This is a genomic window from Azospirillum soli (genome assembly GCF_017876165.1).
Classification (GTDB): domain Bacteria; phylum Pseudomonadota; class Alphaproteobacteria; order Azospirillales; family Azospirillaceae; genus Azospirillum; species Azospirillum soli.
On sequence record NZ_JAGINQ010000002.1, the window covers coordinates 359,001 to 377,246 of the forward strand.

Annotated in this window: 21 protein-coding genes; 14 read left to right on the forward strand and 7 right to left on the reverse strand. The window is 67.8% G+C overall.

Features of this window, described 5'->3' with window-relative positions; genetic code table 11:
• Positions 1-2: 2 nt before the first annotated feature.
• Positions 3-674 carry an EI24 domain-containing protein gene (locus tag J2852_RS04725; RefSeq protein ID WP_209871688.1) on the reverse strand — a complete coding sequence of 224 codons (672 nt, stop codon included), beginning with the start codon at positions 672-674 and terminating at the stop codon, positions 3-5.
• Positions 675-879: 205 nt separating this feature from the next.
• Here J2852_RS04725 and J2852_RS04730 point away from each other — a divergent pair, with 205 nt between their 5' ends.
• The 4 genes from J2852_RS04730 (at position 880) to J2852_RS04745 (ending at position 4,323) form a co-directional block, all read left to right on the forward strand.
• Entirely contained in the window at positions 880-1,878 is a 999-nt protein-coding gene (locus tag J2852_RS04730) for an adenosine kinase (RefSeq protein ID WP_209871691.1), read from the forward strand.
• A 258-nt stretch (positions 1,879-2,136) separates the two neighbouring features.
• Complete coding sequence (locus J2852_RS04735) at positions 2,137-3,054, forward strand: sulfite exporter TauE/SafE family protein (protein ID WP_209871694.1); 918 nt, start codon at positions 2,137-2,139, stop codon at positions 3,052-3,054.
• The gene (locus tag J2852_RS04740; protein WP_209871695.1) at positions 3,054-3,812 is read left to right on the forward strand and encodes a TIGR02186 family protein; all 759 of its coding nucleotides are present in this window, start codon (positions 3,054-3,056) and stop codon (positions 3,810-3,812) included. Before J2852_RS04735 ends, J2852_RS04740 begins: the two co-directional genes overlap by 1 nt.
• Before the next feature lies 1 nt (position 3,813).
• Positions 3,814-4,323, forward strand: a complete 510-nt coding sequence (locus tag J2852_RS04745; RefSeq protein ID WP_209871698.1) for a universal stress protein — start codon at positions 3,814-3,816, stop codon at positions 4,321-4,323.
• A 15-nt stretch (positions 4,324-4,338) separates the two neighbouring features.
• Here the strand turns inward: J2852_RS04745 and J2852_RS04750 are convergent, their stop codons facing one another.
• The 3 genes from J2852_RS04750 to J2852_RS32210 are packed head-to-tail and all read right to left on the reverse strand — an operon-like array spanning position 4,339 to position 7,478.
• Complete coding sequence (locus J2852_RS04750) at positions 4,339-5,814, reverse strand: fused MFS/spermidine synthase (protein ID WP_209871701.1); 1,476 nt, start codon at positions 5,812-5,814, stop codon at positions 4,339-4,341.
• 41 nt (positions 5,815-5,855) lie between these two features.
• Positions 5,856-6,215, reverse strand: coding sequence for a cupin domain-containing protein (locus J2852_RS04755; protein WP_209871704.1), 360 nt, complete (start codon positions 6,213-6,215; stop codon positions 5,856-5,858).
• Positions 6,216-6,227: 12 nt separating this feature from the next.
• Positions 6,228-7,478 (reverse strand): adenylate/guanylate cyclase domain-containing protein, encoded by a 1,251-nt coding sequence (locus J2852_RS32210; protein WP_209871707.1) that lies wholly within the window; start codon positions 7,476-7,478, stop codon positions 6,228-6,230.
• Between the two features lie 102 nt (positions 7,479-7,580).
• Here J2852_RS32210 and J2852_RS04765 point away from each other — a divergent pair, with 102 nt between their 5' ends.
• Positions 7,581-8,132, forward strand: a complete 552-nt coding sequence (locus J2852_RS04765; protein ID WP_209871710.1) for a NifU family protein — start codon at positions 7,581-7,583, stop codon at positions 8,130-8,132.
• Positions 8,133-8,299: 167 nt separating this feature from the next.
• Here the strand turns inward: J2852_RS04765 and J2852_RS04770 are convergent, their stop codons facing one another.
• Positions 8,300-9,352: a polysaccharide deacetylase family protein gene (locus J2852_RS04770; RefSeq protein ID WP_209871712.1), complete on the reverse strand. Its 1,053-nt coding sequence runs from the start codon at positions 9,350-9,352 to the stop codon at positions 8,300-8,302.
• Positions 9,353-9,498: 146 nt separating this feature from the next.
• Positions 9,499-10,050 (reverse strand): D-alanyl-D-alanine dipeptidase, encoded by a 552-nt coding sequence (gene ddpX, locus J2852_RS04775; protein WP_209871715.1) that lies wholly within the window; start codon positions 10,048-10,050, stop codon positions 9,499-9,501.
• A 63-nt stretch (positions 10,051-10,113) separates the two neighbouring features.
• Here ddpX and tsaB point away from each other — a divergent pair, with 63 nt between their 5' ends.
• Positions 10,114-10,785: a tRNA (adenosine(37)-N6)-threonylcarbamoyltransferase complex dimerization subunit type 1 TsaB gene (gene tsaB / locus J2852_RS04780; protein WP_209871718.1), complete on the forward strand. Its 672-nt coding sequence runs from the start codon at positions 10,114-10,116 to the stop codon at positions 10,783-10,785.
• Entirely contained in the window at positions 10,785-11,249 is a 465-nt protein-coding gene (gene rimI, locus J2852_RS04785; protein ID WP_211112092.1) for a ribosomal protein S18-alanine N-acetyltransferase, read from the forward strand. Before tsaB ends, rimI begins: the two co-directional genes overlap by 1 nt.
• A gap of 3 nt (positions 11,250-11,252) precedes the next feature.
• Here the strand turns inward: rimI and J2852_RS04790 are convergent, their stop codons facing one another.
• Positions 11,253-11,507: a sulfurtransferase TusA family protein gene (locus J2852_RS04790; RefSeq protein ID WP_209871724.1), complete on the reverse strand. Its 255-nt coding sequence runs from the start codon at positions 11,505-11,507 to the stop codon at positions 11,253-11,255.
• Positions 11,508-11,598: 91 nt separating this feature from the next.
• Between J2852_RS04790 and J2852_RS04795 the strand changes: the two genes are divergently transcribed.
• The 7 genes from J2852_RS04795 to J2852_RS04825 all read left to right on the forward strand — a co-directional run bounded on the left by J2852_RS04795 (position 11,599) and on the right by J2852_RS04825 (position 18,043).
• Positions 11,599-12,015 (forward strand): Ros/MucR family transcriptional regulator, encoded by a 417-nt coding sequence (locus J2852_RS04795; RefSeq protein WP_209871727.1) that lies wholly within the window; start codon positions 11,599-11,601, stop codon positions 12,013-12,015.
• 248 nt (positions 12,016-12,263) lie between these two features.
• A complete protein-coding gene (locus J2852_RS04800) occupies positions 12,264-13,085 on the forward strand; it encodes a GNAT family N-acetyltransferase (protein ID WP_209871730.1) in 822 nt (273 codons plus the stop codon).
• Between the two features lie 7 nt (positions 13,086-13,092).
• Positions 13,093-13,956 carry a lysophospholipid acyltransferase family protein gene (locus J2852_RS04805; RefSeq protein ID WP_209871733.1) on the forward strand — a complete coding sequence of 288 codons (864 nt, stop codon included), beginning with the start codon at positions 13,093-13,095 and terminating at the stop codon, positions 13,954-13,956.
• 211 nt (positions 13,957-14,167) lie between these two features.
• A complete protein-coding gene (gene miaB / locus J2852_RS04810; RefSeq protein WP_209871736.1) occupies positions 14,168-15,556 on the forward strand; it encodes a tRNA (N6-isopentenyl adenosine(37)-C2)-methylthiotransferase MiaB in 1,389 nt (462 codons plus the stop codon).
• Between the two features lie 56 nt (positions 15,557-15,612).
• A complete protein-coding gene (locus J2852_RS04815; RefSeq protein ID WP_246499316.1) occupies positions 15,613-16,602 on the forward strand; it encodes a PhoH family protein in 990 nt (329 codons plus the stop codon).
• A complete protein-coding gene (ybeY, locus tag J2852_RS04820; protein WP_209871746.1) occupies positions 16,602-17,129 on the forward strand; it encodes an rRNA maturation RNase YbeY in 528 nt (175 codons plus the stop codon). The genes J2852_RS04815 and ybeY overlap by 1 nt, the downstream gene beginning before the upstream one ends.
• On the forward strand, positions 17,126-18,043 hold the full coding sequence (locus tag J2852_RS04825) for a hemolysin family protein (protein ID WP_209871749.1): 918 nt from the start codon (positions 17,126-17,128) through the stop codon (positions 18,041-18,043). The genes ybeY and J2852_RS04825 overlap by 4 nt, the downstream gene beginning before the upstream one ends.
• Positions 18,044-18,246 lie beyond the last annotated feature (203 nt).

An 18,246-nucleotide genomic window follows, 5' to 3' on the forward strand; every position in this document is an offset into this window, starting at 1 on the left:
TTTCACGGGCTGGAAGGCCGTGCCATGGTCTGGAAGACGTGGACCATGAAGGCGCTCGCGATCACCGGCACCAACAGGTTGACGAAAGGGATCGTCGAAAGAAAGGCGATTACGACGCCAGCCAAAAATGGTTTCAACGGTCGGGCGCGCCGCAGGTAGCCGGCCTCTTTTCGTTCCAGCCGGCGGATCGCCACCATTTCGAAATATTCGCGGCCCAGCAGATAGCCGTTGACGGTGTAGAAGACCAACAAATTCAGTCCCGGCACCAGCAGATACAGCGGCAGGGCGAACAGGTTCACCAGCAACACCACGGCGAAGAAGCGGATCGCGGTGCCGAGTTCTTCGGCGATCCCAGTCTGCCGGGCTGGGGGCAGATGCGGGTAATGGCGCCGCTCCACCGCCTGCACGACCTCGTCCAGGAAGAAGCTGGACACCATGCCGACCGTCGCCGGGAACAGCACCCAGGCGAGCACCAGAACCGCCAGCCCGCCCAGCAGGTCCAGCGTCCAGTCCACCCAGGCGTAATCGGTCAGCACCGTGTGGAACAGCGCCCACCACACCGTCCCGGCCAGCAACCCGAAAGCCGCGATGGCGGACAGGACGCCGGTCCACACCACCCGGCGCGAGGCCGGATCGGACAGCTGGGCGATGGCGAGAAGCAGGGCGCGGATCATGAACATTTCCCTTGGCGTGAGCCCTTTTGGACAGGCGCTGCTTATCTACGCCGCCGCCGGCCACCGTTCCAGGGCGGGCTGCCGCATTGGTGATCTCAGAGCGTCGTTTGGTCGCGCCGCCCGACCGGCGCGCTTGTGATGCGGTGCGGCGCGGCTATACTCGCGGCCAAGTTCCACGCATGAATTTTCCCGAAAAGGAGCGCCCATGGCCTCGGCCGAATTCGACGTCACCGGCATCGGCAACGCCATCGTCGATGTCATCGCGCATGCCGATGACGCCTTCCTGTCCGCCAACGGCATCGAGAAGGGGGCTATGACCCTCATCGACGCCGCCCGCGCGGAGGAGCTGTACGGCCGCATGGGTCCGGGCGTCGAAGTGTCCGGCGGCTCGGCCGGCAACACCATGGCGGGCATCGCCTTCCTCGGCGGCAAGGGGGCCTACATCGGCAAGGTCCATGGCGACCAGCTGGGCCAGGTCTTCCGCCACGACATCCGCGCCGCCGGCGTGCATTTTGAGACCGAGGCCGGCCACGGCGGTGCCCCGACCGCGCGCTGCCTGATCCTGGTGACGCCGGACGCCCAGCGCTCCATGAACACCTTCCTCGGCGCCTGCGTGGAACTGGGGCCGGAGGACATCGACGAGGCTCTGATCGCCAACTCGCAGGTCACCTACATGGAAGGCTACCTGTGGGATCCGCCGCAGGCGAAGGAGGCTTTCCGCAAGGCCGCCCGGATCGCCCACAGCGCCGGGCGCAAGGTGTCGCTGTCGCTGTCCGACAGCTTCTGCGTCCACCGCCACCACGCGGAGTTCCTCGACCTCGTCGAGAACCATGTGGACATCCTGTTCGCCAACGAGCACGAGATCGGCGCCCTTTACAAGACCGACCGGTTCGAGGACGCGCTGGACGCGGTGAAGCGGCTGGGCAAGGTCGCGGCCCTGACCCGCAGCGAGAAGGGCGCGGTCATCGTCTCCGGCGGCGAGGTGGTCGAGGTTCCGGCCGAGCCGGTGGACCGCGTGGTGGACACCACGGGTGCGGGCGACCTCTACGCCTCGGGCTTCCTCTACGGCTACACGCGCGGTCTGGCCCCGGCGGTGTGCGGCCGCCTGGGCGCCATCGCGGCGGCCGAGATCATCAGCCACGTCGGCGCCCGGCCGGAGGTGAACCTCGCCGAGTTGGTGAAGAGCAAGGGCGTGCTGGCGTAAACACTGTTGTTTGTCCACAGATAGACACAGATAAACACAGATAAAAAAGGATGCTCCGTCGTTCCCGCGATGGCGGTGTTGCGGAGTTTTCTGGATCCCGGCCTTCGCAGGAATGACAGTCGATTTGGGAAGAACGTTTCTCGACCATCTGTGTTTATCTGTGTTCATCTGTGGACAATAAAATTCCAGCGCGATTGCCCCCGCGTCGCGCCGTGGGTTAAGCTGGCGGACGATCCCCGTCCGCCGGCCCCGCCCCGCATGCAAGTCTATCTGCCGATTGCCGAAATGTCGGTCAACGCGCTGCTCGTGCTCGGCATGGGTGGGGTGGTTGGCTTTCTGTCCGGGCTGTTCGGCGTCGGCGGCGGCTTTCTGATGACGCCGCTGCTGATTTTCATCGGCGTGCCGCCCGCCGTCGCGGTGGGCACCCAGGCCAACCAGCTGGTCGCCGCCAGCGTGTCCGGCGTTCTGGCCCACTGGCGGCGCGGCAACGTGGACGTGAAGCTCGGCGTCGTCATGCTGCTGGGCGGTCTGGTCGGCACCGTCGTGGGCGTCTGGATCTTCGGCCTGTTGCAGCGGATCGGCCAGATCGACGTGGCGATCACGCTGGCCTACGTCTTCTTCCTGGGCGGCATCGGGTCGATGATGCTGGTGGAAAGCAGCCGCGCGCTGATCCGCCGCCGCGCCCCCACCGCCCGGCGCGGCAAACTGCACCGGCACATCTGGCTGCACGGGCTGCCGCTGAAGATGCGGTTCCAGCGCTCAAAGCTCTACATTTCGGCACTTCTGCCGGCGGGCATCGGCGCGGTCGGCGGCATGCTGGTGGCGATCATGGGCATCGGCGGCGGCTTCATGCTGGTGCCGGCGATGATCTACCTGCTGAACATGCCCACGGGGCTGGTGGCCGGGACCTCGCTGTTCCAGATCATCTTCACCACGGCCATGGCGACGCTGCTGCAGGCCGCCACCAACCAGACGGTGGACGTGATGCTGGCGCTGCTGCTGCTGATCGGCGGCGTGATCGGCGCGCAGTTCGGCACCAAGGTCAGCGGCAAGCTGCGCGGCGAGCAGGCGCGGCTGCTGCTCGCCTCCCTGGTCGTGGCGGTGGCGCTGAAGCTCGCCTGGGATCTGGTGGTCGAGCCGAACGACGTCTTCACCATCACCTCGGGCTCGCTGTGATGCGGCGGGTTTGGACCGCGCGGGCCGTCGGGGCGCTGGCCGGGCTGGTTGTCGGGGGAACGCTGGCCGCGACCGTGTGGGCGCAACAGCTGGTCGCCGACCTGTCCAGCCACCTGATCGCCATCAACACCGGCTTCACCGGCACGGAAGTCGTGCTGTTCGGCACCACCGACGGGGCCGGCGACGTTGCCATCGTGGTGACCGGCCCGCGCGGCAGCGTCACTGTGCGCCGCAAAGAGCGCATCGCCGGCATCTGGCTCAACGCCACCAGCGTCCGGTTCGAGCAGGTGCCGAGCTATTACATGGTCGCGACCAACCGGCCGCTGGACCAGTTCGTCAGCCGGCCCGTGCTGGAGCGCCACCAGATCGGCCTGCCGCAGTTGCAGCTGGGCCCGCGCGAGCAGCTGTCGCCGGAGGAGCTGGCGGTGTTCCGCCTCGCCCTGATCCGCAACAAGCAGCGCGCCGGGCTTTATGGCATCACGCTGGGGCAGGTGTCCTTCCTTGGCGAGCGGCTGTTCCGGACCAACATCTACTTTCCGGCCAACGTGCCGACGGGGCTGTACAATGTGGAAGCGCTGCTGATCCGCGAGGGTGAAGTGGTCAGCGCGCAAACCACGCCGCTGGTGGTCTCGAAGGTGGGCTTCAGCGCCGAGATCTTCGAGTTTGCCCGCAACCAGCCTCTGGCCTACGGCGTGGCTGCGGTGATTGGCGCGATTGCAGCCGGCTGGCTGGCCGGCGCCGCCTTCCGAAGGGTGTGAGATGAGCGACGAACAGACCCCGACCGAGACCCCCGAAGTCGCCAAGCCGCCGGTGCGCATCTTCCTCGTCGTCGTGGACGAGAGCCCCGAGCTGCCGGTGGCCCTGCGCTACGCCTGCCTGCGCGCCCGCAAGTCGCAGGGCAAGGTGGCGCTGGTCTATGTGATGGAGCCGGGCGAGATGCAGCACTGGCTCGCCATGGAAAACCTGATGCGCGAGGAACAGCGCAACGAGGCGGAGCAGAAGCTCCAGAAGCTCGCCCGCGACGTGAACAAGCTGACTGGCACCCTGCCGGCCCTGTACGTGCGCGAGGGCAACCCGCGCGACGAGGTGCTGGCCCTGATCGACGAGGAGCCGAGCATTTCGATCCTCGTGCTGGCCGCCGGCACCGATCCGGAAGGGCCGGGGCCGCTGATCTCCTACTACACCGGGCGCGGCCTGTCCCGCCTGCGCATCCCGCTGACCATCGTGCCCGGCGGCCTGGACGACGAGCAGCTGGACGCCATCACCTGACTTGCTTGCCGTAACCTATCTCCCGTAAAGGGCGGCGAGGCTGCGCAGGTCGATGTCGCTGCGGTCGTCGGTCAGAACCGGGTGACCGGCGGTGTCGGCGACGGTCAGGTCGTCCAGGACGCGGTGGGCGGCGTACGCGACCTGCGGCGGGGCGTTTTCCAGGCGTACGCGTACGTCGTCGAGCGTACGTTTCTCCTTCGTGGCGATCAGCAGATAGTTGCCGCGCCCGGCGTCCGCGAGGAAGACGGAGGGAAAGACCGCACCCTGCGTCGCCGCCAGCGGCCCGACCAGCGTGTCGCGGTCCTGCGGCGAGGCCACGTTCATCAGCATGATCCCGCCCGGCGCCACCCGCCGCTCGACCGCCTCGAAGAACTCGCGCGTGGCGGTGAAGAAGGGGATGATGGCGGTGGAGTAGAGGTCCACGATCACCACGTCGTGCTGCTCGGTTGAAGTCTCCACATGACGGCGGGCGTCGTCCACAGCGACTCGCACCTCCGGCCGCAGGTCGAAGTGGGAACGCGCCACCTCCACCACCGCCGGGTCGAGTTCCACCCCCAGAACGTCGGCGCCCGGCCAAGCCTCCAGAATGCCCTTGGCCGCCGCACCACCGGCAAGCCCCAGCACCAGCACGCGCTTGCCGCCGGATTCCGTGCCGCCCGTCAGCGCCGGGGCGGCGGGGAACAGGTCGTAATAGAGCCCGGTCGGCGTTCCGTCCTTGCGCAGCCGCGACTGGGTCGCCCACAGCACATTCAGGTGCAGGCGGATCTCCCGGTCGTCCTCGCGCACCATGACGGTGTTGTGCGGCGTCTCGCGGTAGACGGCGAACTCCCGCCCCTCGCCATAGCCGGCGGCCCAGGCGAGCGGCACGCCCAAAGCGGCCGCAGCCGCCATTCGTTTACCACCCGGAACGAAGGCGCAGGCGAGGGCCGGCAGAACGGCGGCCATGGCGTAGCCGGCCGACACGCCGACCTGCGGGATGGCGTAGAAGGAGGCGAAGAAGGTCCCGCCGATGCTGCCCACCGTGCCGACCGCGTAGATCCGCCCCGCCGCCGCCGCGCCCGACAGCGCGCTGAGCCCCGCGCAGATGGGCGACACCATGGCGAGTGCAAAGGACGGCACGCCGAGGATCAGCGCCGCGCCGATCACCGCCCCATCCGCCGCGTTCAGCCGCGCCGCCGCGTCCGCCAGCATCGGCTTGCCAAGCCACGGCGTCAGCGCCGCCGCGAGCGTCCCGGCCAGCAGGGCCCAGCGCAACGCGGGCACGGCGCGCGGCCCGTCGCCGAGCTGCCCACCGGTCCAGTAGCCGGCGGCCATGAAGGTCATCACCACGCCGATGATGGCGCCCCATTGATAGACGGAATAGCCGAAGTGCGGCGCCATCAGCCGCGCGCCGAGGATTTCCATCATCATCAGCGACCAGCCGGCGGAGAACGCGGCGGCGGCCAGGGCATAGGGGCGGGTGGCGGGGAGTGTGGGGGCGAGGCCGGTCACAGGCTTTCCAGTTAGAGGCGTTTCAGTCAGGGGTGTTTCGGTCACAGGCGTTGCAGGTCCGCGACGGTGCGTTCGTTGACGACGTTGCCGGTGTTCAGCGTCGTCTTCGGCTCCAGCAAAAGGACGTCGCATTCCTCCGGCGCGACGGGAAGATGTTCGACGCCCTTGGGCACGATGATGAATTCACCCGGCTCCAGCCAGACCTCGCGGTCGCGGAACCGCATGAGCAGGCGCCCCCTGACGACCAGGAAAAGCTCGTCCTCCTGGTCGTGGTGGTGCCAGACGAACTCGCCCTTCAGTTTGACGAGCTTCACATGGCTGTCGTTGATCTCGCCGGCGATCCGTGGGCTCCAGTGCTCCGAAAAGCGGCTGAATGCCTCCGCCAAGTTGACCTTCTGCACGCTGTCCTCCGGTTATTCCTGTTCTTTCAAGCCATGGACCTCGACCGGGTTGGGCAGGCCCTTCACCGGGTGCCAGCCGACCGGGGTCAGGCGGGCGCCGCAGGCGGCGGCGAACGCGGCGGAGGTCAGGACGGTGCGGTCCAGGCGGTTGCACAATCCCTCGATCCGGCTGACCAGATTGACGGCCGGACCGATCACCGTGAAGTCCAGCCGGTCGGCGGAACCGATGTTGCCGTACATAACCTCGCCCAGATGCAGCGCGATGCCGCAGCGGAGCGTCGGCTGGCCCCAGGCGGCGCGCTCTGCGTTGCGCTCGATCATGCCCTTCACGGCGTCTTCCGCCGCGTCGAGCGCCTTGGTGCAGGCGGACGCTCCGTCGCGGTCGCTGTCCTCCAGCGGGAAAATCGCCAGCATGGCGTCGCCGATGAACTTCAGGATCTCGCCGCCCTGGCGTTCCACCGCCCCGCCCATGATCTCGAAATAGCCGTTCAGCAGGCCGATCAGCTCCTCGCGCGGCAGCCGGTCGGCCAGGGAGGTGAAGCCGCGCAGGTCGCAGTACCAGAGCACCGCGCGCACGTTGGCGCCGGTGCCGCGCCGGATGTCGCCGGACAGGATGCGCGTGCCCGTCCGCCGCCCGACGTAGGTGTCCAGCACCGTGACGGCCAGCCGCCGCAGCGCCATCGTTTCCAGCACCGCGCCCAGCGCGGGCATGACGCCGTTGACCAGCGCCAGATCCTCGATGGAAAAGCCGCCGGGCCGGTCGGTGGTGAAGCTCATCACGTTGCGCCGCCCGTCCGCGAACAGGATGGTCATGGCGGCGTAGTCGGTGGCGCCCTGTTGGCGCAGTTCACCCAGCACTGGATAGGGCCAGGGCGCCTCCATCTGCTCCAGCCGGTAGCGAAGCGCGTCGGCGCCGTCGTCCAGCAGGGTGGCGAAGGGGCTGCTCAGATACTCGCTGCTGGTTTCGGTGCCGTGCGGGCGGGTGGAGACCTCCACGCCCTGGGTGTGGCGGCGCCAGAAGAAGACGATGGAGCGGATCTGCGGGTGCAGCAGCGGCAGGCCGCACACCACGCGCCACAGGGGCACGCCCGCCGCGCCCAGTCGGCGGCAGAAGCGGTCCAGAAGCTCCTGGATGCTGGCGGCGTGCCGCCCTTCCTGCAACAGCCAGTCGATCACCTCCTGCCGGGTATCGCGGGGGCCGGGGGCGGGAAGGGGGGCGGCAAGATCCGGCGTGGAGGCGGGCGTGGACGGCGCGACGCTCACGGGGCAATAACCATACTGAGACGATCCTTGATCTGGCGCACGATTCTGCCCAAGTTTCGCCTGCGCCGCCAGTCATGTTCGGCGCCGATGGAGGATATGGACATGTTCATTCAGACCGAGCAGACGCCCAACCCGGCGACTCTCAAGTTCCTGCCGGGGCGTGACGTGCTCGGACGCGGCACCGCCGACTTCCCCAGCCGCGAGGATGCCGCCCGTTCGCCGCTCGCCCAGCGCCTGTTCGAAATCGACGGGGTGGAGGGCGTGTTCCTGGGCGCCGACTTCATCACCATCACCAAGACCGCCGCCAAGGATTGGTTCCTGCTGAAGCCGTCGATCCTCGGCGTCATCATGGAGCACTTCACCGCCAACCGGCCGGTGCTGCTCGACGACGTCGGCGACGGCCACGCCGAGGGCGGTGATGACGACGAGATCGTCCAGCAGATCAAGGAGCTGCTCGACACCCGCGTGCGTCCGGCCGTGGCGCAGGACGGCGGCGACATCACCTTCCACGGGTTCGAGGAAGGGGTGGTGTATCTGGTCATGAAGGGCGCCTGCTCCGGCTGCCCCAGCTCGACCGCCACGCTGAAGGCCGGCATCGAGAACATGCTGCGCCACTACATCCCCGAGGTCGTCGAGGTCCGCGCGGTCCGGTAACGTTTCTTTGCGGCGAGGGGAATCGCCACAAAGACACGGCCAAAAAGATACGAGGGGCACAAAGGGTTTCACAAAGAGGGTCTCGGCATCGCGGCTGTGCGTTGCGGTGCTGGCGCTCCTTTGTGGGGTTCTTTGTGCCCTTCGTGTCTTTGTGGTGAATCTTTTTCTTATTCCGGAACCACGAACTGCAATCCCAGCCAGCGCCAGCGGCCGTCCGGGGCCGGCAGGGTGCAGTTGACGCGGGACCGGCCGGGCGGGAAGGGATCCTTGATGCGGACTTCCACGCGGTCGTCGGACACGTGCTCAATGGCGGTGCGGCCCTGGCCGGCGGCGAAGCAGGCCAGCCGCGACAGGTCGCCCACCTCGTCGGCGGCGGTGAAGCCCAGCGACGGCGGGTTGACGGTCAGCAGCGGATCGTCGGGCGTCAGGTCGGTGACCGGCAGCGGCAGCGCATTGGCGGCCAGCTGAAAACGGTCCACGCTGCCGAAGGCCTCGTTCATGAAGAAGCGCGGCAGGTTCCAGCGGTCGGCCTGCGGGTGCAGAACGCCGGACTGCTGGCCGAAGGCGGCCTCCAGCCCATGGTCCATGACATAGGCGCGGGCGGCGGCCGACACCTCGCCCTGCGGGTAGGCGAACAGCGTCGGGCGCTTGCCCAGCTCCGCCTGGAGGCGGTCGGACATGCGGCGCAGCTCCGCCACGATGTCGGCGGCGGGGCGGGACACCAGCGATTGGGTGGAGGCGCTCAGGCCCCCGATGGTCACCCCGGCCGCCGCCAGCTGGCGGATCTCCGCCCAGGTCATGTGGGCGGGCGATCCCCGGTCCACGGCGTCGGTCGCGACGAACAGCGTGAACGGCAGGTTGGCGGCCTTCAGACGCGGCCAGGCCTCGCGATAGGCTGACTTGCTGGCCTCGTCGATGGTGATGGCGACCGTGCGGTCGGGCAGCGGCTTGCCGGTGCGCAGCGCCTCCAGGATGCGGGGCAGCGGCAGAACCTGATACTCGCCGTCCGTCAGCTCCTCGATGTGGGCTTCGAACTGGTCGAGGCGGATGCTGATCGAGGGGGTCTGGTCCTCGCCGAAGCGGTCGTAGGCGAAGACCACCGCGCTCGGGGCCGCGTTGGGGCTCGGCTGTTCCGCGGCGACGGCGGGGCCGCCCGCCAGAACCTGAAGGGTCCAGGCGGCGGCCACGGCGAGCAATGCGGCGGCGCGTCGAAGCGGCATGTCGGCCCATACGGATCGCGGAACCGGACGACCGTCCGGCTTACCACATGTGATGTGGCATATCAGACCCACCGGGAACAAGTCCGCAACGTCCCCAAGGCTGCTGCCGGTCGCCGAGCGATGCAGCCATGCAACAAACCGTCGCCTCAGCCCATCAGCTTTCCACCCGTCGCCGCGTCGGTCAGCAGCGGGTAGCCGTCCGCGTCGGGAAGCTGGTAATGCCACCACTCGCACGCGTAATGCCGCCAGCCCGCCGCCGTCATGACGCCGAGCAGGGCGGCGCGGTTGCGCTGTTGTTTGCGGGTCAGGTCGGTGCGGCCGTGGTGCGAGCGGTCGGTCATGTCGTCGAAGCCGGTGCCCATGTCCAGCGGCTGGCCGTCCTTGTCGGCCAGGGTCAGGTCCACCGCCACCCCGCGCGAATGCATGGAGCCGGTGCGCGGGTCGGCGATGTAGGCGGGGTCGGGAAAGGCATGCCACAGCATCCATTGCGCCTCGACCGGGCGGAAGGCATCGTACAGGCGCAGCCGGCAGCCGATGCCGCGCGCCAGATCGATGGCCGCGCGCAGCCGGTCGGCGGCGTGCGGATGCAGCAGGCACGCCGGCCGGCGGTAGATCGGCGCGCCCGTCAGGTTGTCGGGCGTGGCGTAGAGCAGGTCGAGATCGACGTCGAAGGCCGGCGGTGCGATGTCAATGAGCATGTTTGCGAGGGGTCTGTTGGACTTAGGGTTTGGGAAGAAGGCAGCAATGAAGGCGGTGGGTCAATGATCGTTCTGGGGCTGGATACAGCGACGTCGGGCTGCTCGGCGGCGGTGTGGGACGATGGCCGTGTCACGGCGCGCCGCGCTGAACCCATGGCGCGCGGCCAAGCGGAGGCGCTGGTCCCCATGGCCGAGGCGGCGCTGGCCGAGGCCGCTGTCGGCTTCGACCGGCTGGATCGCATCGCGGTGACCGTGGGACCGGGGGCTTTCACGGGGCTGCGCATCGCGCTGGCGGCGGCGCGCGGCTTCGCGCTGGCCGCCGGGCTTCCGGTCGTCGGCATCACCACCTTCGACGCCATCGCGCACGGGTTGCCGGAGGAGGCGCGGGCGGGGAGGGCGGTGCTGGTCGCCGTGGACTCCCGCCGGGCCGAGCCGTTTCTGCAACTTTTCGGTCCCGACCTGACGCCGGTCGGTGAGCCGGCGATGCACGAGCCGGCGGCGGTGCCCGCGTGGCTGGCCGGACTTTTGCCCGCCGCGCCTCTGCTAATCGCCGGCGACGGGGCCGGGCTACTGCGCCCGGTGCTGGAGGGGCGGCCGGATACGGCTTTCGCGGAGGGGGCGGGCACGCCGGACGCCGCCGTGGTGGCGGCGCTGGGTGCCGCGCGCCCGGTCGGCCTGCCGGCCCAGCCCTTCTACCTGCGCCCGCCCGACGTCACCCTGCCAAAGGCGAAGTGATGAGTGATGAAGTGATGCTCCAGCCGGCCGATGTCGTCGCGGCGCCGGTGATCGCCGCCTTGCAGCGGGCCTGCTTCCCCGACGACCCGTGGGGGGAGGAAGCCGTGGCGACGCTGGTCGGCCAGCCGGGCTCCTTCGCGGTGCTGGCTTTGAAGGGAGAGGAGCCGGTCGGCTTCGTCATGGCGCGGGTCGCCGCCGAGGACGCGGAGATCATCGCCATCGGCGTTTCGGCCGAGGCGCGCGGGCGGGGCATCGGCCGGCGCCTCGTCGCGGCGTCGCTGGACGGCTCCCGGGAACGGGGCGCCACGGCGCTGTTCCTGGAAGTCGCCGAAGACAACGACGCGGCGCGGGCATTGTATAAGTCCTGCGGTTTCTTTCCGGTCGGCCGGCGGCCCGGATATTACAAGCGCCCGGATGGAAGGGTTGCCGCCCTGGTGCTTCGGTATTCTTTCGTGAGCGTATAAATATTAACTTTTGCGCACCCAAAGGCGGTGGATCCCGGCCGGCTCATCCGGATTTTCGGGTTTTACCGCCAGAATGGAGTGACCCAGTTCGGCTAAGGATCGGGGTACATTCTCCAAGGGTTCGCCTGCGTTCAGCCGAACTTCGAGGGTTTGCCCGGACTCCATTCGTTCCACTGACAACTTGGTTTTGACGAAGGTTAACGGGCACACGTCCGAGGTGATGTCCAAAAACAAGTCGGTCGAGATTTTTTCGTACACTGCTTCCTCTTTATGATCAAAGGATGGATATTGCACGCGGCTGGAAACCTCTTTATATGGAGAGGAACGCCAAGCCGCGGAGCAAGCTTACATGAGCAATGGGAACCCTTCCAACGCGCTGTTGTCTCTGACCACGGAGATCGTGGCGGCGCATGTCTCCAACAATACAGTGGCTCTCAGCGATCTTCCGACGCTGATTGAGCAGGTGTACAAGTCGCTCGCGAACGTCGGCACCGAACCGGTGGTGACGGAGGAGCGTCCGCAGCCCGCCGTTCCCATCAAGAAGTCGGTGACCCCCGATTACATCGTGTGTCTTGAGGACGGCAAAAAGCTGAAGATGCTGAAGCGCCATCTCAAGACGGCGTACGACATGTCGCCCGAGGAATACCGGGACCGCTGGGGCCTGCCGGCCGACTATCCGATGGTCGCCCCGAACTACGCCCGCCAGCGCAGCTCGCTGGCCAAGCAGATCGGGCTCGGCACCCGCGCCCGTCGCGGCGCCGCCTAAGACGTCCAAGATCAGGCAGGCTTGAGCGTCGGTCTGCGGCGGATCGCCCCGCTCCGGGCGGTCCGCTTCGGAACCACGGGCCGTTGCCCCTGTCCGGCCGCCGAGGATCCGCCGCCCAGGGTGCACGGCAAAGAGGCGGTTGACCGGCAACCGGCCATTCGTGTTATCCCTGTGGTGTGATCGGGCCGGTCCCGGATATGGGGTGCCGGCGATCGCCTTATCACGAACAACGCCGGCGAACCGTCGACATGGCTGATACGAGCACGGACCAGGGCAGTTCGTCCGAACTGCGCATGGGCTCCCTCGAAGTGCGGCTGGCCGAAAACGCCGCCGAGATCGACTGGGCGCAGGCCCTTCGCTACCGCGTCTTCTACGAGGAGATGTCGGCGATCCCGACCCCGGACATGGCGGCGCGCCACCGGGATTTCGACGCGTTCGACACGCTGTGCGACCATCTGCTGGTCATCGACCACGCGCGCGGCAACGGGCCGGAGATGGTGGTCGGCACCTACCGCCTGATCCGCCGTCCGGCGGCGGCGAAGGCCGGGCGCTTCTATTCCAGCGACGAATACGACATCGGCCGTCTGGTCGATCTGCCGGGCGAGATCCTGGAGCTGGGCCGGTCCTGTGTGGACGCGGCCTACCGCACGCGCGGCAGCATGCAGCTGCTGTGGCGGGGCATTGCGGCCTATGTGTTCCAGCACGACATCGCGCTGATGTTCGGCTGCGCCAGCCTGCCGGGAACCGATCCGGGGGCGCTGGCCGAGCCGCTGGCCTATCTGCACCACAACCATCTGGCGCCGCCGGAACTGCGCCCGGTGGCGCTGCCGGAACGCTACGTCAGCATGGACCTGATGCCGCGCGAGCAGATTGACTTCAAACGCGCGCTGAACGTCCTGCCGCCGCTGATCAAGGGCTACCTGCGGCTGGGCGGCTTCATCGGCGAGGGTGCCGTGATCGACCACCAGTTCAACACGACGGATGTGTCCATCGTGGTGAAGACGGACCTAATCACCGAAAAATACGCCAAGCACTACGAGCGACGCAGCCGCGACGCCCAGATCGCGTGAGGCGGTGATGGTGACGGCAGAGGGTGGGCGCGCGCCGGGGTCGCCGGTCATTGGCGGTTTGCGGCTGGCGCTGTATCTCGCCTGGACGCTGCTGCTGATCCCGGTACAGACGCTGGCCGTCGCGCTGAAGCTGCCGGCCCGCCACCGCATCCCGGTCTTCTACCACCGCATCTGCGCCCGCATCATCGGCTTCGACGTGGTGGTGCGCGGGGAGCGGGTGGCCCAAGGGCCGGTTCTGTTCGTCTCCAACCACTCGTCCTATTTGGACATCACGGTTCTGGGCTCGGTCATTCCCGGCTCCTTCGTCGCCAAGAGCGAGGTGGCCGGCTGGCCCTTCTTCGGCACGCTGGCGAAGCTCCAGCAGACGGTGTTCGTGGAGCGTAAGGCGCGCGCGGGAGTGGAACGGCAGCGCGACGAGCTGGGCGCGCGGCTCGACGCCGGCGACAGCCTGATCCTGTTCCCGGAGGGCACGTCGAGCGACGGCAACCGCACGCTGCCCTTCAAGACGGCGCTGTTCGCCGTGGCGGCGCGGCGGATCGGTGACAAGCCCCTGACCGTGCAGCCGGTCAGCATCACGCCGACGCGGCTCGACGGCATTCCCATGGGGATCGCCTTTCGGCCCTATTATGCGTGGTACGGGGACATGGACCTCGCCCCGCATCTGTGGACGGTCTTCACGCTCGGCCGCATGACGGTGGAGGTGGAGTTCCATCCGCCGGTGACCATTGAGAACTTCTCCAGCCGCAAGGCCCTGGCCGATCATTGCCAGCGGGCGGTGGCGGGCGGTGTGGCAAAGGCTGTGTCGGGGCGCGAGCTTGCCGCATTCCCTCTCCCGTCCCGGGAGAGGGTGCCCGCGCCAGCGGGCGGGTGAGGGTACAGTCGAGGATCAAGCGCGTTATTCTTGCCGGCACCCTCATCCTCCCGCCGCGATGCGGCGGGAGAGGGAATATTCAGGGCGCGGTTGACTCGATTCTCGTTGGTCGTGTTACCATATTGGCCAGAAGCGACGCCGCGTGGCGGCGGGTCGCGCGCCGGGCCATACCGTCCTGGCGCGCCTTTTTGTTTTGGTGTGGAAGGGATCGTTGAGCAAAAAGCTGTTCATCAAGACCTGGGGTTGCCAGATGAACGTCTATGACTCCGCCCGCATGGCGGATGTCCTGGCCCCCCTGGGTTACCGGCCGGTGGAAGAGCCGGACGGCGCCGACATGGTGATCCTCAACACCTGCCACATCCGCGAGAAGGCGTCCGAGAAGGTGTTCTCGGAACTCGGCCGTCTGCGCCAGATGAAGGACGCCAAGGCCCAGGCTGGCGACGGTCGCATGATCGTCGCGGTGGCCGGTTGCGTCGCGCAGGCCGAGGGCGAGGAGATCGTCGCCCGCGCGCCCTACGTGGACATCGTCTTCGGGCCGCAGACCTACCACACGCTTCCCGAAATGGTGGCGAAGGCCACCCGCGCGGCCGGCAGCGTGCTGAACACCGATTTCCCGGCGGAATCCAAGTTCGACTATCTGCCCGACGAGGCGGGGTCGCAGGGTGTCGCCGCCTTCCTGGCCGTGCAGGAGGGCTGCGACAAGTTCTGCACCTTCTGTGTCGTCCCCTACACCCGTGGCGCGGAATTCTCGCGCACCGGCGTGCAGATCCTGGCGGAGGCTAGGCGCCTGGTCGCGGCCGGCACGCGGGAGATCAACCTGCTGGGCCAGAACGTCAACGCCTGGCACGGCGACGGGCCGGACGGCACGACTTGGGGCCTCGGTCGGCTGGTCCGCGAGCTGGCGGAAATCGACGGACTGGAGCGCATCCGTTACACCACCTCGCACCCGAGGGACATGGATGACGACCTGATCCGCGCCCACGCCGAGGTGCCGCAGCTGATGCCCTACCTGCATCTGCCGGTGCAGGCGGGCTCCGACAGGATCCTCGCGGCGATGAACCGCAAGCACACCGCCGACGACTACCGCCGCATCATCGACAAGCTGCGCGCGGCCAAGCCGGATCTGGCGCTGTCGGGCGACTTCATCGTCGGCTTCCCCGGCGAGAGCGACGCCGACTTCGCCGAGACGCTGCGTCTGGTGACCGACGTCGGCTACGCGCAGGCTTATTCCTTCAAATACAGCCCGCGTCCCGGCACGCCCGCCGCCCTGGAACACACCCAGCTGCCGGAGGAGGTGAAGGAAAGCCGCCTTGCCGCGCTCCAGCAATTGCTGAACGCGCAGCAGCAGGCCTTCAACCAGGGCTTCGTCGGCAAGACCGTGCCGGTGCTGTTCGACCGGAAAGGCAAGCGCGACGGCCAGCTGCTCGGCCGCAGCCCCTACATGCAATCGGTCTACGCCGAGGCGAACGAGCGTCTGTTCGGCCGGATCGTCGAGATCCGCATCGACGGCGCCCACCCGAACAGCCTGTCGGGCACCGTGGTGACCGACGAATACCACTCTTCTCCCATTGGGACACAAACCTTGGAGGCGACCGTTTGAACGGCTTGCCCGACCAGCGCATTGATTTGCAGTTCGACGACAACCGGCTCCTCCCCATGCTGTATGGGGAGCATGACCGCCACCTCGCGCGGATCGAGAACCAGCTGGGCGTCTCCCTGATTTCCCGTGGCAACATCCTGACCATCGCCGGTCCGGCGGAGTCCGCGGAAACCGCCCGGTCGGCGCTGGACGCTCTGTATGAGCGGCTGAAGCGCGGCATGGCCGTCGGCACGGGCGAGGTGGACGCCGCAGTCCGCATGGCCACCGCCGTGGGCGGAGAGGCGGTGCGCGATCAGAACCTTGCCACGCTCAGCCGTGGCGAGGTTGCCGTCCGTACGCGGCGCAAGGGGGCGATCACCCCGCGCTCGCCCATGCAGGCCACCTATCTCCAGGCGCTGGCCGAGAGCGAGATGGTCTTCGGGCTCGGACCCGCCGGCACGGGCAAAACCTACCTCGCCGTCGCGCAGGCCGTGGCGATGCTGACGACGGGGCAGGTGGACCGCATCATCCTGTCGCGTCCCGCCGTGGAAGCGGGGGAGCGGCTGGGCTTCCTGCCCGGCGACCTGAAGGAGAAGGTCGATCCTTACCTGCGCCCGCTCTACGACGCGCTGCACGACATGCTGCCGGCGGAGCAGGTGAAGAAGCGGCTGGAATCCGGCGAGATCGAGATCGCCCCGCTGGCCTTCATGCGTGGCCGGACGCTCGCCAACGCCTTCGTCATTTTGGACGAGGCGCAGAACACCACGCCCATGCAGATGAAGATGTTCCTGACCCGCCTGGGCGAGGGCGGACGCATGGCGGTGACCGGCGACATCTCGCAGACCGACCTGCCGGCCGGCACCAAGTCCGGCCTGCGCGAGGCGCTGGAGATCCTGAAGGGCGTGGACGGCGTGCGCTTCGTGCATTTCACCGACGTGGATGTGGTGCGCCACCCGCTGGTTGCCCGCATCATCCGCGCCTACGACAAGGCCGAGGCGCAGGCGAAAGCCGCCAAGCGTCCGAACGGGAATGGCGGCAGTGCTCCCACTCGGGAGGGGACGCTGTGATGGCCGTCGATGTGGCCGTTTCACGTGAAGCAGGCGACTGGGCCGACGACGCGGAATGGCTGGCCGAGCGCGCAGCGCTGGCCGCGCTCACCGTCACCTACGACGAGGATGAAGGGCCGGCCGAGCTTTCGGTCGTGCTCGCCGACGACGCGCTGGTGCACCGCCTGAACCGCGAGTATCGCGGCAAGGACAAGCCGACCAACGTGCTGTCCTTCGCGCTGACCGAGGCCGAGGAGCCGGAGGTGGACGAGGACGCGCCCATTCTGCTGGGCGATGTCATCCTGGCCTGGGAAACCGTCGCCCGCGAGGCCGCCGAGCAGGGTAAAACGCCTTCGGACCACATGTCCCACCTTGTCGTGCATGGCGTTCTGCATCTGCTGGGGTATGATCACGAAACGGACGACGAAGCCGAGGAGATGGAGCAGCTGGAGGTCCAGGTGCTCGAAACCCTCGGGATCGCCGATCCCTACGCCGCCACGCGTCTCCCTCCCGGAGCGCCCAACATGGACGAACCACCCGACCGATGAGCGAGATTTCCGACAGTCGCACGCCCCGTGAAGACGGGGCCGAAGACCAGCATTCCCTGGGCCACCTGTTCAAAGGGTGGCTCCGCACCGTCCTGGGGGGGCGTGACGACAACACGCTCCGCGAAACGATCGAGGAATTGATCGAGGAGCAGGACGGCGAAGAAGGATCGATGGGAGCCGGCGAACGCGCCCTGCTCGCCAACATCCTCAAGCTTCGCGACCGCAGCGTGGCCGATGTGATGGTGCCCCGCGCCGACATTGTCGCGGTGGACGTGGACACCTCGATGCCCGCCCTCATCCACAGGATGGCGGACGAGGCGCATTCCCGCCTTCCGGTTTACCGCGAGACGCTCGACGACGTCGTCGGGATGGTCCACATCAAGGACGTCATCGCGGTGGTCGCCGGCCACAAGCCGTTGGAACTCAAGGACATCGTTCGCGACATCACCATTGTCGCGCCCAGCATGCCCGTGGTGGACCTGCTGGTGCAGATGCGCCAGAAGCGCCAGCACATGGCGCTGGTGGTGGACGAATTCGGCGGCATCGACGGCCTCGTCACCATTGAGGATCTGGTCGAGGAGATCGTCGGCGAGATCGAGGACGAGCACGACGAGGAAGCCTCGCCGCGTCTCGTGGAACGGCCGGACGGATCGATCATCGCCGACGCCCGCATCTCCATTGAGGATTTCGAGGAGCGCGTCGGCCCCGTCCTGACCGAGGAGGAGCGCGAGGACATCGACACGCTCGGCGGTCTGGTGGTCTCGCTGGCCGGCCGCGTGCCGGGCCGTGGCGAGATGCTGAAGCACCCGTCCGGCCTGGAGTTCGAGATTGTCGAGGCCGATCCCCGCCGCATCAAGCGCCTGCGCGTCCGCAACGCCCCCGCGAACAGCTCCGTGCTGGCCGCGACGGGGTGAGCGAAAGCTTGAAATAAGCCCCTCTCCCCTTGTGGGCGCGAAGTCGTCCGCAAGGCGGATGGGGGCCGAAGGCCACCATAGGCACAGCGTGGTTGGGGTGAGGGGTAACGCCGGCGTAACAACACCTCTCCGGTCTTGCGGCCGCCCCCTCATCCCAACCCTTCTCCCACGCTGGGGAGAAGGGCTTTTTATGAATGCCACTT

Coding starts and splice junctions, on each gene's coding strand:
- J2852_RS04815 (WP_246499316.1), top strand. CDS start 15,613: ATGCTGTATGGGGAGCATGACCGCCACCTCGCGCGGATCGAGAACCAG.
- J2852_RS04795 (WP_209871727.1), top strand. CDS start 11,599: ATGAGCAATGGGAACCCTTCCAACGCGCTGTTGTCTCTGACCACGGAG.
- J2852_RS04735 (WP_209871694.1), top strand. CDS start 2,137: ATGCAAGTCTATCTGCCGATTGCCGAAATGTCGGTCAACGCGCTGCTC.
- J2852_RS04765 (WP_209871710.1), top strand. CDS start 7,581: ATGTTCATTCAGACCGAGCAGACGCCCAACCCGGCGACTCTCAAGTTC.
- J2852_RS04740 (WP_209871695.1), top strand. CDS start 3,054: ATGCGGCGGGTTTGGACCGCGCGGGCCGTCGGGGCGCTGGCCGGGCTG.
- J2852_RS04745 (WP_209871698.1), top strand. CDS start 3,814: ATGAGCGACGAACAGACCCCGACCGAGACCCCCGAAGTCGCCAAGCCG.
- J2852_RS04725 (WP_209871688.1), bottom strand. CDS start 674: ATGATCCGCGCCCTGCTTCTCGCCATCGCCCAGCTGTCCGATCCGGCC.
- ybeY (WP_209871746.1), top strand. CDS start 16,602: ATGGCCGTCGATGTGGCCGTTTCACGTGAAGCAGGCGACTGGGCCGAC.
- J2852_RS04825 (WP_209871749.1), top strand. CDS start 17,126: ATGAGCGAGATTTCCGACAGTCGCACGCCCCGTGAAGACGGGGCCGAA.
- J2852_RS04800 (WP_209871730.1), top strand. CDS start 12,264: ATGGCTGATACGAGCACGGACCAGGGCAGTTCGTCCGAACTGCGCATG.
- J2852_RS04805 (WP_209871733.1), top strand. CDS start 13,093: ATGGTGACGGCAGAGGGTGGGCGCGCGCCGGGGTCGCCGGTCATTGGC.
- tsaB (WP_209871718.1), top strand. CDS start 10,114: ATGATCGTTCTGGGGCTGGATACAGCGACGTCGGGCTGCTCGGCGGCG.
- rimI (WP_211112092.1), top strand. CDS start 10,785: ATGAGTGATGAAGTGATGCTCCAGCCGGCCGATGTCGTCGCGGCGCCG.
- ddpX (WP_209871715.1), bottom strand. CDS start 10,050: ATGCTCATTGACATCGCACCGCCGGCCTTCGACGTCGATCTCGACCTG.
- J2852_RS04730 (WP_209871691.1), top strand. CDS start 880: ATGGCCTCGGCCGAATTCGACGTCACCGGCATCGGCAACGCCATCGTC.
- J2852_RS04770 (WP_209871712.1), bottom strand. CDS start 9,352: ATGCCGCTTCGACGCGCCGCCGCATTGCTCGCCGTGGCCGCCGCCTGG.